This window comes from Luteimonas saliphila, from assembly GCF_016774335.1.
In the GTDB taxonomy this organism is placed as follows: domain Bacteria; phylum Pseudomonadota; class Gammaproteobacteria; order Xanthomonadales; family Xanthomonadaceae; genus Luteimonas; species Luteimonas saliphila.
This window is the reverse complement of record NZ_JAETWA010000037.1, coordinates 20746-33732: the sequence shown is the minus strand read 5'-3', so window position 1 is coordinate 33732 and position 12987 is coordinate 20746. Positions and strand designations below refer to the sequence as shown.

The following is a 12987-nucleotide window of genomic DNA, read 5'->3' as shown; positions in this document are numbered from 1 at the left end:
TTGCGGTAGAACTCCCCTACGGCGCGCGCGAATGGGTTACGGCGCGACGGCCTTGGCGTCATACACCACCACGCGCTCCCACAGGTGCTCGCAGTCGGCGACGAACTGCTTGTGGATGGGATGCACCTGGTACGCGTTCTGCCCTGCCACATCGTCGAAGAACAGGATTTCCGAGGCGCTGTAGCTGCCGTCGACGACGCCGCGCTGCTCGGTATCCGCCGGCACGCCGATGTGGATGCCTCGCACGGTGTCGATGCCCGCCAACGTGCGCAATCCGGCGAGCAGTCTGGCGAGATCCTCGCTGGACTCCGGATTCTTCAGCCAGAAGAACACGTGGTGCACGACCGGCGGGAACGATGCCTTACTGGCGGGTGCGGACGCGGCCGCGAGGGAGCCGGTGGCGGTCGCGCCGACCGCGAGGGCGGTGGCGGCGAGGAGGATGTCTCGGCGGCTGCGATCGGTCATGATCCGGGTCCTTCGGTGGATGGCCTGCGGGCCCTCGAGTATAGGGCGGTATCGTCGATGCCCCGGCGCTTGTGCGCCGAGGAAAGCAGGGTCGACATGCTCCGGACACAGGCGAACAGAGGGAACGGAGGGAATCATTCCAACCCTGATCGCCTCGGCGTCCCTCCGCTGTTCCAGGCCCACTTTCCCGCCACCCCATCATCAGCTGAGGCAAAGCCATGCAGCCGATCGCCGACCTCAAGCAGTTGATGCTCCACATACAGCCAGAACTGCATCCAGGCCGCTACACGTTCGTCACCCTGCCCGCCGGATTCGTGCCCGACCCGGCCCATGTCGTCGCGTCCATCCGCGAACCCGAAGGCCTCTCGGTCGTCATCCCGGAGCAGGTTGCCGTGGTGCTGGGCCTGCCGGTCGCGTTCACCGCCGCATGGATCACCCTGACCGTCCACTCGGACCTGTCGGCCGTCGGCCTGACCGCTGCGTTCTCGCAGGCGCTCGCGCAGGCGGGCATCAGCTGCAACGTCGTGGCAGGCGTCTGTCACGACCATCTGTTCGTGCCGGCCGGGCAGGCGCAGGAAGCCATGGATGTCCTGCGCGCATTGGCGCGATCCGAAAGCGCATAGCCGTGATGGGGCCAGATTGGAAGCAGGGTTAGAGTTGTCTGCTTGAGATGGCTCGGCCTGAGGGCCACCCTACTCCACATGCCTCGCCATGAAATCGAGGATCAGGGGCGCGATCTCGTCGGTCTTCTCGTCGAGCGCGAAGTGGCCCGCGTCGAGCAGGTGGATTTCCGCGTCGGGGACGTCCTGCTTGAACGCCGCGCCCCCGGCGGCGATGAAAGACGGGTCATTGGCTCCCCACACGACGAGGGTCGGCGGCTGATGTTCGCGAAGCCAGGCCTGCCACTGCGGGTAGGCCGCGACGTTGGTCCGGTAGTCGTAGAGCAACGCCGACTGGATGGCGCGCTGGCCGGGCTTTGAAAGGTGGTCGAACTCGCTGATCCAGGCCTCCGGGTTGTAGCGCTCCGGATGCGATGTGCCAGCGGTATGACGCTGCATCGTGGTGTCGAACGACAGGAAGGCGTCGAGGACCTCCGGATGGCCTTCCGGGTCCGCCCAGTATTCGGAAATGCCGGGCCACTTCTTGCCCAGTCCTTCCCGGTACGCATTGCCGTTCTGCGTGATGAGCGCGTCCAGCCGCGCCGGATGCGCCAGCATCATCCGGAAACCGACCGGCGCGCCGTAATCGTGGATGTACAGGCTGTAGCGCTCGATCCGGAGGCGCACAAGCAGGTCATTCATGACCTTGGCGAGATGGTCGAAGGTATAGGGGAAGGCGGATGGGGCGGGGGCGTCGCTCTGTCCGAAACCCGGGTAGTCCGGCGCGATGATGTGGTATCGGGCGGCCAGCAGCGGGATGAGCGCTTCGTACTGGCGGGACGACGTTGGAAAGCCATGCAGCAGGACGATGGTCGGCGCATCTTTCGGTCCGGCTTCGCGGTAGAAGATCCCGACGCCGTCGATCTCTACCCTGTGATAGGTCGTCGTCGAGTTGGAAGACACCAGCGGAGCAGCCCACGCCGTCGGCGCGCAGGCGGCCAACAAGGCAGCAGCTGCCGCCACTGTGAATAACCGGTTCTTCAGGTGAATGTGCAGGCGGCCAGCCATGAATGAATCCTCGTTCTAGCCAATGTCGATCTTGTGGGGAACGCAGTACCTGTAAGGGTCAGCAGCGTGGTCATGGCTCTGTATTCGCGCGGGGAGGCTTCCCGGTTACATCAATGCGCAGGCAATGGTGTCCGCCTGACCGACACAGCAGTCTGTCTGGAAGCCTTAATTCCCTCCGTCCTTTTTTTTGACCACGGAGTCCGATGTTGTTGTTCGAAAGCAGTATTCGATTCGCAGGAAATGGTGCCTCCCCGGGTGCTTGACACCACCCTGATCGAGTAGCAGACTCGATTCCAAGGAGCGTAGAAACTCCTCGAACAGCGGTCCCCACCTCCGACAAACCGGTGGGTTTTTTGTGCCCGTATCTCTTGCGGGGACAGACCGACGCGATGCCTGCGTCGGGAGGGCGGCTAATACAACACCCGCAAGGGGAATACGCCCGCCGTCTGTTCGCGGTTTCTAACCTCCCGACTTCCCGTCGCCGCATCGCGGTGGGCGGGTACTTCATGGAACGAGGAGGCGACGATGTCCGAGCATGCATTGGATCAGGGAAAGACGAGGGGCTATCTGCTGTCGGAGGACGGGCAGTTCCGGCTCAGGAAGCTGCATGGGCACATGGTGTTCCTGTCGCAGCTGGCGCAGCCGCGCACCCGCGACGAGGAAGACGACGATGCGCCCGAGGTGAGCATGGGCGAGCTGGCGGTGTGCCTGGAGTTGCTGGCCGAACAGGCGGCGCAGGTGCTGGAGCAGGCAACGTGGCCGGCCCGGCACGAACGCGTGCACGACAAGACGACCACGGCCCCGGAGGCCGGCGGGATCGCGGATGAGGCGCCGTCTGCGGCGGCGGCGGAACACGACGAGGCGGACGAGGACGCAGTGGACGCCGAGGCCGGCACGGGCGCACGCTACGTCTTCGGCCTGACCATGGACCAGGCGGACGCGCTCGACCGCCTGCTCGCGCGGATCACGGCCCTGGGCGACGTGGTGTTCAACACCGACGAGGAGGGCCTGGCCGACGGCAGCCTGCAGACGCTGGCGCATGCGATCTTCGACGATGCGCAGGCGATGGAGGCGATCCTGGACCAGGTGGGCGCGCAGCCGCTGCGCACGGCGCGCAAGCCGTCTGGCGGCGTGCGCGAAACGCCGGCGGCGTATCACGCAGGGCCGGCGGCGCAGGCCGCGCGCGATGTGCGGGAGACGGCGCAGCCGCTGGCGATCGCCGGGCAGCGGCGGGGCCATGCGCCGGTTCCGGCACTGCGGCTGCACTGATCCTGCCATCGACGGAGTCAGGCTCGCTGCTGGGCGGAATGGAACCTGATCCCGTTCGACGGAGTCGAGCCGCGAACAGAATCGCGGGAACACTGAAACAGGGGGCAGAGTCGCATGAGGACTTCGGTCGATTCGACCTGCGACCTCTGCTTGCTCGGCGCGATCAAACGCGGTCGATCCCGCCAGGCGAAAGCCGCGCATCCATGCGTGGCTCGCGCCTGGCGGGCGGAACGCTACGCTCAGAGCGGCAGGCCGTTGTACCGAACCGCGGCCGGGCGTAGCGCGAGCAACGCCTGGGTGGCGGGAACGGCGGCGCCGGCGCGGAACTCGAACTCCGGTTCGTCCCGGATCGGCGTGAACATCAGGTTGCCGTCGCCATCCCGGAAGCCGATGAAGTAGGTGCGCAGCGCGGCGACGTGCACCGCGATCGGGTCGGCTGCGCCCGAGGCACGTATGCCATCGGCCAGCGCGCGAGTCAGTGCGGGGCTGCCGAATCCGGTCGCCTGCCATCCCTTGCCGGTGTTTTCGACCGTGACGCCCGAGCGCGTCGCGCCGCCGACGTTCACCGGGAAGACGAACTGCTGCAGCGGCCGGAGCAGCGCGGCGGGATCTCCGCCCGCGTAAGCGCGCAGTTCGTCGAGCTGCACCAGGTACACCGGGATCGGCGCACCCAGGGTGGCGTCGGCGGCTTCCCTGGCGGATTCGAAGCCCATTGCGCGGTAGTTCTGTTCCGTGACCAGCTGGGACAGCGTGGACAGCGACTTGCCGGCGGCCTCCGTGGCGGGCCGGGCGTCTGCAACGGGTGGCTGCTGACTCATGGTTTGCGCTCCGGCGTGGCCGATCACGGCGCACGCCAAAAGCAGGATAAGCAGTTTCATGGCGCGCTCCTAGAGTCTGGTGACGTTGTAGTAATCGTTCCAGTGCGTGTATCCCGATCCGCTGACGTAGGCGTCGTAGGTGATCACGCGCTGGTCTCCGACACCGGGGGCCCATGGGTCGTTGATGGTCACGTAGTTCACTCCATCGATCGTGACATAGCCGATCACGACCATCATGTGGCCGCCGCCCCCGCTCCAGTGCCAGCTGTAGGCGAACGGCTTCTTCCGGCAGTGGATCTCCTTGCGCACGTCGGCCCAGCTCAGTGGCGCGTCGGACGTGGTCTCGAAGCTGAAGCCGTACTTGTCGAACTCGGGCCAGCCGCCATTGACGCAAGCGTTGGGTACCGGGCTGTCGCAGCAGTCGCTGCGGCCGAACCGGTTGTTGGCCTGCGTGCACTGGCTGACGTTGGTGCCCAGGTGTTGCATCACCATCTGTGCGCTGGCGGCCCAGCACCACATTCCCGTTTCCTGCGCCCGCAGCGTGACCGGTTGTGAGCCGATGACCGGTGGCCGGCAACACCCGGCGAGCAGCAGCGGCAGGAACAACAGCAGCAGGATCCTTTTCATATCGCCTCCGGCATCAGCGCGGGCGCGGCGTGAGCGACGCGTCCCGCATGCATCCCCTGCACTGGAGCGAACGCGTGCATGGCCGGGTGGCGGACACCGTCCATCGGCGACGCTCCAGGGGCGGACGCGAACCGCAGCAGCGCGCCGCGGGTAGACCCGCAGGCACGCCGCGCAGGCCGATTTCATGCGGGGAGCAAGCCGGTGTCAGGGGCATTTTCCTCATGTCCGGTTGATCGACACCCCGCCATCCACCCGCATCGCGCTGCCGGTGACGAAGCTGGAGGCATCCGAGGCGAGGAAAAGCGCGGCCGCGGCGATCTCGTCCGGGTCGGCGATGCGTTTGAGTGCGTGCATCTGTTCGACGAATACGCGTGACGCCGGGTCCTGGATGAAATCGCGTGCGCCGGGCGTGTCCGTGCCGCCGGGCAGCAGCGCGTTGACGCGTACTCCGTGCTGCCCTCCCTCGACGGCAAGCACCTGGACCAGGCCGATGACGCCGGCCTTGGCGGCCGCGTAGGCGGCGGTTCCGGGCATGCCGGCGGTGTGCCCGACGAAACTCGAGGTGAGGATGATCGAGCCGCGGCCAGCCTCCAGCATGGTCCTCATCTGCCGCCGCGCGCCGAGGAACGCCGAGGTCAGGTTGGTGTCGATGGTGTCGCGCCAATCGGCCAGCGACATCGCGCTGGCCGGCCCCATGGCGCCGGTGCCTCCGGCATTGTTGAAACCGATGTCGACACGCCCGAAGCGCGCGAGCGCGGTGTCGACCAGGGTGTCGTTGTGCGACTCGTCGCGAACGTCGCCCGCGCAGGCGATCGCCTCGCCGCCGGCGCGTTCGATTTCGTCGACCAGTTGGGCCAGGGCATCCGCGCGGCGGCCGCTCACCACCAGCCGCGCACCTTCGCGCGCGAACCGCAATGCCGCTGCGCGCCCGATGCCCGAACTCGCGCCAGTGACGATCGCCGTCCTGCCGGCCAGTGCCTGTGCTGCCATGTCTGCGTCTCCTGTGTGGGAGCCCGCAGTCTGTGCGACGGCCACGCGCGGTACTCGCCGCATTCGGCCGTTGCATGGGCGTCCGGCGATCGGGCGCGCAGCCGCTGCGCACGACGCGCAAGCCGTCCGGCGGCGTGCGCGAAACCCGGCGGCCTATCACGCAGGGCGGGTGCCGCAGGCCGCGGCCGAGGCTTGCCGCCCGGGGTTCCCGGCAGCCCGGACGTTGTACCAATCGAAATCGGCAGCGCCCGCTTCCCGGACGGCCCTCCTGCCAGCGGCGAACGTCGACATCGGCAGGCCAGCCGGCGCATGATCCCGCCGGGCCGTCGTGGCTCCCCGTCCGGAATTCCCGATGCCGAACCGCTGTGCTTCCCGGTCACTGATTCTTGCGTGCCTCCTGGCGTTCGCGCCGCCTGGCGTCTTCGCGCAGGCGGCGCCGCCCGACGCCCCCGCGCCTGCCGACGCCTCGATCGACGCGCGTCTCCGCCAGCAGATGGCGCAGGGCGGGATCGTCGGCATGGCGGCGGCCATCATCGTGGACGGCAAGGTGGCCTGGCGCGCCGGCTACGGCCACGCCAATCGCGAAGCGGGCACGCCGTTCACGCCGGAGACGGTGATGAACATCGCCTCGATCAGCAAGACCATCACCGGCGCCGCGATGATGCGCGCGGTCGAGCAGGGTCGGCTGTCGCTGGATGCCGACATCGGGCAGGCGGTGCCGTTCCCGGTGCGCAACCCGCACCGGCCCGGCCAGCCCATCACCCTGCGCCACCTGGCCACGCACACGTCCGGCATCGCCGACCGCTGGGACGTGTATTCGCGCGGCTACCACTTCGGCCGCGATGCGCCGCAGCCGCTGGGCGAATTCCTGGCCGGCTACTTCACGCCGGGCGGCGAGGACTACGCGGACGGCAACTTCCTCGACGTGGCGCCCGGCACGCATCGCGAGTACTCCAATATCGGCGCGGCGCTGGCCGGGCATGCGGTGGAGCGCGCGACCGGGCAGTCGCTCGATGCCTACACGCGCGAGCACTTCTTCGCGCCACTGGGCATGATCCGCACCCGCTGGTTCATGGCCGATGCGCCGATGGACGACCACGCCACGCTCTACGTCTCGCAGGACGGGATGCAGCTGCCGATCCAGCCCTATGGCCTGGTGACATGGCCCGATGGCGGGGTGCGCACCTCGGTCGACGACCTGTCGAAGTTCTTCATCGCCCTGCTGCAGGGCGGCGAGTACGCCGGCACGCGCGTGCTGTCGCCCGAATCCGTGCGCGAGATGACGCGGCTGCAGTTCACCGACGCCCGCAAGCCCGGCAACGTGGACGTGGCCGAGAAGAACTCCGGCCTGTTCTGGCAGACCAAGTTCAATACCCGCTTCGTCGGCCACGGCGGCAGCGATCCCGGCCTGCGCACCGAAATGCTGGCCACGCCGGCGCTGGACACCGGCGTGATCCTGTTCACCAACACCTCCGGCGAGGACACCACCGAGGCCTACGTGGCGATCTTCAAGGCGCTGTGGGAGCACGCGGAGTCGCTGCGCTCGGGCGCGCGTTGAGGGGGAGCGAAATCCGGGGGCGGCGTCGAGGTTCTTTGGGCGGGGTAGAAACGCTACCCTTCGGGATCGGAGGGTGTGCAGGGAATCGGATCCGACACCGCGCGCCCTTCGCGGATGGGGACCGGGCTGGCCGGGAGGCCGGGACAGCCGGGGGACGAGGCCGGGGAGAGAAACACCATGACGATTGCCGCCGGGCAGCGGAGGTTGCGTGCATGCGGATCCTGATGATCCTGGTGCTGGCCGGCGGGCTGTATGGCGCCTGGCAGTGGTGGCAGGACCGCGAGGCTGCGAGCGAGGTCATCCCGAGCCCCAATGGTTTCGTGCCGGTCGAGATGCCCGCTGGTGTCGCGCCCGGCGCGGTGCTGGTGCTGGCCCCGCGCAACTGCCCGTCCGAGCAGGCGCGGCGCACCGAGGCGCTGGTGCAGCAACTCGACCGCGCGGGCATCCCGGTGGTCAGGGGAGACGGATTCTCCTTCGACGTGGCGGACCCGACCCGGGAACAGATGGCCGGGATCGACCGCGCCGTGGAGGTCTTCAAGCGCGGCGCCCCGGCCGTCTTCGTGCACGGCATGGCGATGTCCAACCCGACGGCCGCGCAGACCATCGCGGAGTACAGGGCGGGAAGAAGCAGGAGTGCTCGCTAGCCGGGGTGGCGAAGAACAGGGTCAAGTTACTTCTGCGCCGCATAAGCACTCGTTGGGTGGGGAGGATGGAATGTCGCTGAGCATCGTTGTAGCTGCACTGCTGTTCGCCACCGCCGGCAGCCCGGCTTGTGACGTCACCTTGGTCAATTCCTCCGCTGTGGACCTGTCGCTATCAACGGACGGCCGCGAGATTCTGCTCGGCCCGGGCGAGAGGGCGCGGGTCGCGGTGACTTCACTTTCTGCGATCGACTTTGGTGCTGTTGGCCACCAGTTCGCCGTCACGTCAGTGTTGCCTGTGCTCTGTCCGACTGGACGCCTGGTAGAGATAGAGGCTCGCTCGGACGGACAGCTCTGGCTTCGGGGCGTGGACCAGCAGCCTGGGGGCATGCCGCTCAGGTCGTTTCACTCGCAAGACCTCACCGGTTCCCCACCTGACAGTTCGTTCAAGCCGAACCCGCTTCGCGGGTGGGCCTGATTCAGGCGTTGGGCCTCACATGAAGATGCGCAACGCGCTGCTCGGACTGGGGCTTTCGGCGATCGCCGCGTGCTCGAATCCGTTGTCCTTCGGGCCTGGACGTGTAGAGCTCAAGCTCGATCAGGCGGAAGTTCGTGCAGTCCCGCACGAAGTCCTGTTCCCGGGCTCCGCAAGGCGCGCAGGAGTTCCACCACGGCGCGATGCGCTTGTGCTGTTCGTTTCGAGTGAGATCGAGCTGCTGAGCTACTTCGAAGAGCGGCACCGGGATCTTCAGGTTCGCTGCCGCGTCGAAGGCAACCAGGGCCACCCGCATCGCGCTGCCGGTGACGAAGCCGGAGGCGTCCGAGGCGAGGAACAGCGCGGCAGCGGCGATCGTCCGGGTCGGCGATGCGCTTGAGTGCGTGCGTCTGTTCGACGAAAGGGCGCGGCAACAAAGGCAACAAAGGGGGCGGAGGGAATCAGATCCGCGAATCTACGTGGCCTGGGCACAGATCCGGCGACCTGATCCCGGATACCGGCGTTAGGAGATATCGCATCAGTGTGACTCCGTCCTGCGTTCGAACGGCTGCATGGGCGGCTTCGACCGTTTCAAAGAGGCTTGAGGCTGTCCCGGAGGTCGTTTGCGACGGGCTTGCCCGCTCGATCAGGAGGCCGGGGGCCGTGCACAGTTCGGCAGGGAAGGCGCCACGGAAGCCGTAGCGCTGCAGTTGCGTCACGGACCAGACGCGCACTTGCGGAAAACGAAGCGCGAGCGATCCGGTTCGCGCGTAGTCGGTCGTGGCGATCCAGGTTGCGCCCGTTTCCTCGAGTAGTTCGGCGATGGCCTCCTGGGTCGCTGGCCATCCGCGCGTCTGGTTTGGTGGATTGTCGGCCGTGCCGATCGGGGTGACCGGGTTGAAGGCGGTCGCGACCAAGCCGACGCTCATCGCCAATGCGATGGCGGGGGTGGCCTTGGTCCAGAGCCGCGGCGCCTGCGCTCGAGCGAGGCCAAAGGCCGCGAGCAGGGCGAAGGGCGCCTGCAGCGGCACGATCCAGTTGGCTTGAACTGGCGCATGGGTCGCGTGATAGGCGAAGTAGAGCAGGAGCGGAACGGAGCTCCACACCAGCAGCGCTGCGTCCTTCGGCGGGGCCCTGAGAGCCCGGAAGGCGAACCAGGAGACCAATGGCGTCGGCGCCAGGAGCACGAGCGCGGCATATTCCCCCAGATATCGGGTCGAGAAGCCGGAGGCGGCGAGGCGCGCGCCCTGGCGTTCCAGGCCGAGCCAATCGCTCTGAAGGTTCCAGAAAAGATAGGGCAGAAGCGGCAGAATCGCTGCCGCCACGGCCGTATAGGGCAGATGCGTGAGCAGGGACGCGCGGCCCTTTGGCGTGGCAATCAGGTAGGTCAGCAATCCGAAGGCCAGGAAAGCATTGGTGAACTTCGACAGGCCGCCGAACCCGAGAAGCAGACCCGCGCAGACCCACCACCGCATCGCGGAGCGTGTGTCCGGGGGCGCGTCGATCGCGCGCATCGCGGCCCAGAGTGCGGCGACCCAGAACAAGGTCGAGGGCGCGTCGGGGGTGGCGAAACTGCCCAGAGCGAAGACAAGCAGACCAAGGTTGTAGAGCGTTGTCGCCAGCGCTGGCAGACCCGCTGCGCCACCGGACATGCGCCGCGCCATATCGCCCACGAGGTATCCCGAGGCGGCAAAACCGATCACCGGGAACAGGCGGATGCCGAGCGCGGTTTCACCGAAGAGGCTGGTTCCCATCCGGATCATGTAGGCGATCATGGGCGGGTGGTCGTAGTAACCGAGCGCCAGGTCGCGGGCCCACAGTGCGTAATAGGCCTCATCATCGAAGAGGGGGACCAACGCGGCGATGGCGAGGTGTACGACAAGAAACGAAAGCGATATGGCGAAGACGGAAGGCCGCATCAGAGAGTCGCCTTTACGCAAGAACGTTGTGCCGCCAGACCCCCGAAGCCACGGTGCGCCGAAACCTCCACCTTTCCGTCGTGGCTGCGTTCGCACTGTTTCCGTTCACAGCGACCAGTCGCCAACCCAGATGCCCTCGCGTGCGTCAACGGGTGCGCCAGGTGAACAGCGAAGAGGCGATGAAGTTCCAGAGCGCGCCGGCAATCGCACCGACGACGCTTGCCAGGGCCCAGAACGGCAGGGCCGCAAAGAAGACATTGGCCACGCCCACGTTCATGACCGCACCAAGCGCACAGACTGCATAGAAGCTCAGCAATCCTCGCCAGATCGCGCGCCCGCGCAGAGTGCGGTCCCGATACGTGATCAGGTTGTTCCATAGGAAGTTCGAGTTGATGGCTGCGAACACCCCGAGGACCTGCGCCACGGCGAACTGGTCCGTCAGAAAGACCAGCGCGGCCTTGACGGCAAGAAGCTGCACGAAGATGCCCGTGAAGCCGACGGCACAGAAGAGTACGAACCGCGTCGACACCAGCCCGCCAGTCTTCCGGACCACCAGCAGCGACACGAACTCGAGGGCGACAGCGGAATCCATCTTGGATTCTCCGGCGTGGCGCGACCGGAACGTGTACGGGATCTCATGCGTCTTCCATCGCCCTGCGGACGCGGCCAGCATGTCGGCGAGGATCTTGAATCCTTCGCCCTGCAGGGATGTGACCACCTCGTTGAAGGACAGGCGGCGCACCATGAAGAACCCGCTGACCGGATCGGAGGCGGTGATGTTCAGCAGGCGCCGTGCCAGCGCAGTCGCACGATCGCTGCCCCATCGCCGGAGACGGGACAGACCATGCCCGCTCGACCCGCCTTCCATGTTGCGACTGCAGATCACGATGTCCAGTTCGTCATCGCCCTGCAATGCATCGAGCATTGGTGCGAGCCGGGTTTCGTCGTGCTGCAGATCCGCATCGATCACGGCGCAGAACGGGGACGTGGACGACAGAATGCCCTCGATACACGCTCCGGCGAGGCCTCGCCGCCCGATCCGTTGGATGACACGGACATTGTCGAACTCCAGCGCCAGCGAACGCACTTGCTCGGCCGTGCCATCGGGGCTGTCGTCGTCCACATAGATCGCCTCCCAGGACCGCCCCGCGAGTGCGGCGCGCAACAGATCGAACAGCGGCCGAACATTGTCCTTCTCGTTGAACGTGGGGATCACGACGCTCAGGTCATACATGCGTCGGCCTCGCTTTCGGCCGTTGGCCCGGGATTGTCTTCACGTATCGAAAGGCCTATGCCTGACAGCACCTCGCCTTCGGGAGGATGCCAGGGCCATTGAAAAGGACGGTAAGGCTGGCCGAGAAACTATCGGGGCCGCGACAGGTTGAACCGCTGTGAAAGTTTGTAGATAAGGAAGCCCACCAAAGCCCCGATGACCGCGCCGGTCAGAGAGTCCAACGGATAGTGCACCCCCACGTAAATACGGCTGAAGCTCACGATCGACGCCCAGAAAAGCAGAAGAAGCAGCAGGTGTTTGTAGGTGTTTCTGAGCACTAAACCCACGAAAACCGCCAGCGCCATCGAGTTCGCCGCATGCGCCGAGAAGTAGCCGTAACGCCCGCAGCGCGGCGCGATATAACGGATGATCTCCTTCAGATGCTCTTCCCGGCAGGGCCTGGGGCGCTCGAAGCCGTGTTTGAAGAGATTGGCCAACTGATCCGTTACGGTGATCATCAACGCGACCAGCGCCAGAATGACCAGCAGATTCTTCAATCCGTAATGTCGATAGAGCAGATAAAGCAACGCCACGGATACTGGGATCGACGAGAATCTGCTGGTGACGAACAGCCAGAATCCGTCCCAGCGCTCCGACCCCAGCGAGTTCAGAAACACGAACAGTCGCTCATCCAGCAGTTGCACGGCACCGAAGAAGCCGATGGCCGAAACCTGCGACGGATACTCCTGCACCGCTTCGCCCAGGAGCAGCACGTCGGTCGCGAACCACAGTCCGAGCAGTCCGCCGCCGGCAGCCGCCGCGACGCCGACAACGGCGGCCCAGCGCAGACGCTTGATCGAGAGGGAGGCGAGGCCTTCGATCGCCTGTCGCAACGGGCCCGAGGTGCTCCACTTCGAGCGACCGCCCGTACGCAGGTCGCGGCCGTACCCGATCACCCGGGTCTCCATGCCGACCCAGGCAACAGCCACTTCATGTGGCTGATGCGTTTGGCCAAGGATCCGCCGGCGCGGGTGCGGTCCGGCATCAGCTCCACGTCGGCGCCCTCGCGCCACGCAGACACCACCCGCGGCATGAACTCGAGCGAGTCTTTGAGGTCGGCATCCAGGATGACGACAACGCTGATCGCGACTTCAATGCGTTCGCGAAGGGGGCGCGTGCCCGTGCCGTCCCGAGCGGAATGATGCGGGCGTGCGGACGCATGCGATGCCTCGTGCTTTGAGGAGGCGCAACTGTCAGGCGATGCGTCTTACCGGATACTTACCGGACAGTAAGTTCCCGCCTGTCAGGGAAAGCTCGGACAGGTAAGCGACGCGGCATGGGCCAC

General features: G+C 66.4%; 14 protein-coding genes. 6 read left to right on the top strand and 8 right to left on the bottom strand.

What is annotated here, in order from left to right:
• Positions 1-36 precede the first annotated feature (36 nt).
• Positions 37-465 carry a Dabb family protein gene (locus tag JMO03_RS10440; RefSeq protein WP_202843106.1) on the bottom strand — a complete coding sequence of 143 codons (429 nt, stop codon included), beginning with the start codon at positions 463-465 and terminating at the stop codon, positions 37-39.
• Between the two features lie 218 nt (positions 466-683).
• On the opposite strand from JMO03_RS10440, the gene JMO03_RS10435 reads away from it, so the two are divergent.
• Positions 684-1088: an ACT domain-containing protein gene (locus JMO03_RS10435; protein ID WP_202843105.1), complete on the top strand. Its 405-nt coding sequence runs from the start codon at positions 684-686 to the stop codon at positions 1086-1088.
• A gap of 69 nt (positions 1089-1157) precedes the next feature.
• On the opposite strand, the gene JMO03_RS10430 is transcribed toward JMO03_RS10435, so the two are convergent.
• Positions 1158-2132: an alpha/beta fold hydrolase gene (locus JMO03_RS10430; protein ID WP_202843104.1), complete on the bottom strand. Its 975-nt coding sequence runs from the start codon at positions 2130-2132 to the stop codon at positions 1158-1160.
• 525 nt (positions 2133-2657) lie between these two features.
• On the opposite strand from JMO03_RS10430, the gene JMO03_RS10425 reads away from it, so the two are divergent.
• Positions 2658-3401 carry an XAC0095 family protein gene (locus tag JMO03_RS10425; protein WP_202843103.1) on the top strand — a complete coding sequence of 248 codons (744 nt, stop codon included), beginning with the start codon at positions 2658-2660 and terminating at the stop codon, positions 3399-3401.
• Positions 3402-3640: 239 nt separating this feature from the next.
• Here JMO03_RS10425 and JMO03_RS10420 read toward each other — a convergent pair whose 3' ends face one another.
• The 3 genes from JMO03_RS10420 to JMO03_RS10410 all read right to left on the bottom strand — a co-directional run bounded on the left by JMO03_RS10420 (position 3641) and on the right by JMO03_RS10410 (position 5836).
• Entirely contained in the window at positions 3641-4219 is a 579-nt protein-coding gene (locus tag JMO03_RS10420; protein WP_202843102.1) for a hypothetical protein, read from the bottom strand.
• A 69-nt stretch (positions 4220-4288) separates the two neighbouring features.
• The gene (locus JMO03_RS10415) at positions 4289-4846 is read right to left on the bottom strand and encodes a papain-like cysteine protease family protein (protein WP_202843100.1); all 558 of its coding nucleotides are present in this window, start codon (positions 4844-4846) and stop codon (positions 4289-4291) included.
• Positions 4847-5065: 219 nt separating this feature from the next.
• Positions 5066-5836, bottom strand: a complete 771-nt coding sequence (locus JMO03_RS10410) for an SDR family oxidoreductase (protein WP_202843098.1) — start codon at positions 5834-5836, stop codon at positions 5066-5068.
• Between the two features lie 352 nt (positions 5837-6188).
• Here JMO03_RS10410 and JMO03_RS10405 point away from each other — a divergent pair, with 352 nt between their 5' ends.
• The 4 genes from JMO03_RS10405 to JMO03_RS10390 all read left to right on the top strand — a co-directional run bounded on the left by JMO03_RS10405 (position 6189) and on the right by JMO03_RS10390 (position 8910).
• Positions 6189-7394, top strand: a complete 1206-nt coding sequence (locus tag JMO03_RS10405; RefSeq protein ID WP_202843096.1) for a serine hydrolase domain-containing protein — start codon at positions 6189-6191, stop codon at positions 7392-7394.
• A gap of 212 nt (positions 7395-7606) precedes the next feature.
• Entirely contained in the window at positions 7607-8038 is a 432-nt protein-coding gene (locus JMO03_RS10400) for a hypothetical protein (protein WP_202843094.1), read from the top strand.
• 70 nt (positions 8039-8108) lie between these two features.
• A complete protein-coding gene (locus JMO03_RS10395) occupies positions 8109-8513 on the top strand; it encodes a hypothetical protein (protein WP_202843092.1) in 405 nt (134 codons plus the stop codon).
• Between the two features lie 19 nt (positions 8514-8532).
• Positions 8533-8910 (top strand): hypothetical protein, encoded by a 378-nt coding sequence (locus tag JMO03_RS10390; RefSeq protein ID WP_202843090.1) that lies wholly within the window; start codon positions 8533-8535, stop codon positions 8908-8910.
• A gap of 61 nt (positions 8911-8971) precedes the next feature.
• On the opposite strand, the gene JMO03_RS10385 is transcribed toward JMO03_RS10390, so the two are convergent.
• The 3 genes from JMO03_RS10385 to JMO03_RS10375 all read right to left on the bottom strand — a co-directional run bounded on the left by JMO03_RS10385 (position 8972) and on the right by JMO03_RS10375 (position 12610).
• On the bottom strand, positions 8972-10429 hold the full coding sequence (locus tag JMO03_RS10385; RefSeq protein WP_202843089.1) for an ArnT family glycosyltransferase: 1458 nt from the start codon (positions 10427-10429) through the stop codon (positions 8972-8974).
• Between the two features lie 145 nt (positions 10430-10574).
• Positions 10575-11663, bottom strand: coding sequence for a glycosyltransferase (locus tag JMO03_RS10380; protein WP_202843088.1), 1089 nt, complete (start codon positions 11661-11663; stop codon positions 10575-10577).
• 128 nt (positions 11664-11791) lie between these two features.
• Positions 11792-12610: a phosphatase PAP2 family protein gene (locus JMO03_RS10375; RefSeq protein WP_238346066.1), complete on the bottom strand. Its 819-nt coding sequence runs from the start codon at positions 12608-12610 to the stop codon at positions 11792-11794.
• Positions 12611-12987 lie beyond the last annotated feature (377 nt).

What these genes read in the sequence shown, in the direction of transcription:
- JMO03_RS10440 (WP_202843106.1), bottom strand. Translation starts at nt 465, where the DNA reads ATGACCGATCGCAGCCGCCGAGACATCCTCCTCGCCGCCACCGCCCTC.
- JMO03_RS10435 (WP_202843105.1), top strand. Translation starts at nt 684, where the DNA reads ATGCAGCCGATCGCCGACCTCAAGCAGTTGATGCTCCACATACAGCCA.
- JMO03_RS10430 (WP_202843104.1), bottom strand. Translation starts at nt 2,132, where the DNA reads ATGGCTGGCCGCCTGCACATTCACCTGAAGAACCGGTTATTCACAGTG.
- JMO03_RS10425 (WP_202843103.1), top strand. Translation starts at nt 2,658, where the DNA reads ATGTCCGAGCATGCATTGGATCAGGGAAAGACGAGGGGCTATCTGCTG.
- JMO03_RS10420 (WP_202843102.1), bottom strand. Translation starts at nt 4,219, where the DNA reads ATGAGTCAGCAGCCACCCGTTGCAGACGCCCGGCCCGCCACGGAGGCC.
- JMO03_RS10415 (WP_202843100.1), bottom strand. Translation starts at nt 4,846, where the DNA reads ATGAAAAGGATCCTGCTGCTGTTGTTCCTGCCGCTGCTGCTCGCCGGG.
- JMO03_RS10410 (WP_202843098.1), bottom strand. Translation starts at nt 5,836, where the DNA reads ATGGCAGCACAGGCACTGGCCGGCAGGACGGCGATCGTCACTGGCGCG.
- JMO03_RS10405 (WP_202843096.1), top strand. Translation starts at nt 6,189, where the DNA reads ATGCCGAACCGCTGTGCTTCCCGGTCACTGATTCTTGCGTGCCTCCTG.
- JMO03_RS10400 (WP_202843094.1), top strand. Translation starts at nt 7,607, where the DNA reads ATGCGGATCCTGATGATCCTGGTGCTGGCCGGCGGGCTGTATGGCGCC.
- JMO03_RS10395 (WP_202843092.1), top strand. Translation starts at nt 8,109, where the DNA reads ATGTCGCTGAGCATCGTTGTAGCTGCACTGCTGTTCGCCACCGCCGGC.
- JMO03_RS10390 (WP_202843090.1), top strand. Translation starts at nt 8,533, where the DNA reads ATGAAGATGCGCAACGCGCTGCTCGGACTGGGGCTTTCGGCGATCGCC.
- JMO03_RS10385 (WP_202843089.1), bottom strand. Translation starts at nt 10,429, where the DNA reads ATGCGGCCTTCCGTCTTCGCCATATCGCTTTCGTTTCTTGTCGTACAC.
- JMO03_RS10380 (WP_202843088.1), bottom strand. Translation starts at nt 11,663, where the DNA reads ATGTATGACCTGAGCGTCGTGATCCCCACGTTCAACGAGAAGGACAAT.
- JMO03_RS10375 (WP_238346066.1), bottom strand. Translation starts at nt 12,610, where the DNA reads ATGGAGACCCGGGTGATCGGGTACGGCCGCGACCTGCGTACGGGCGGT.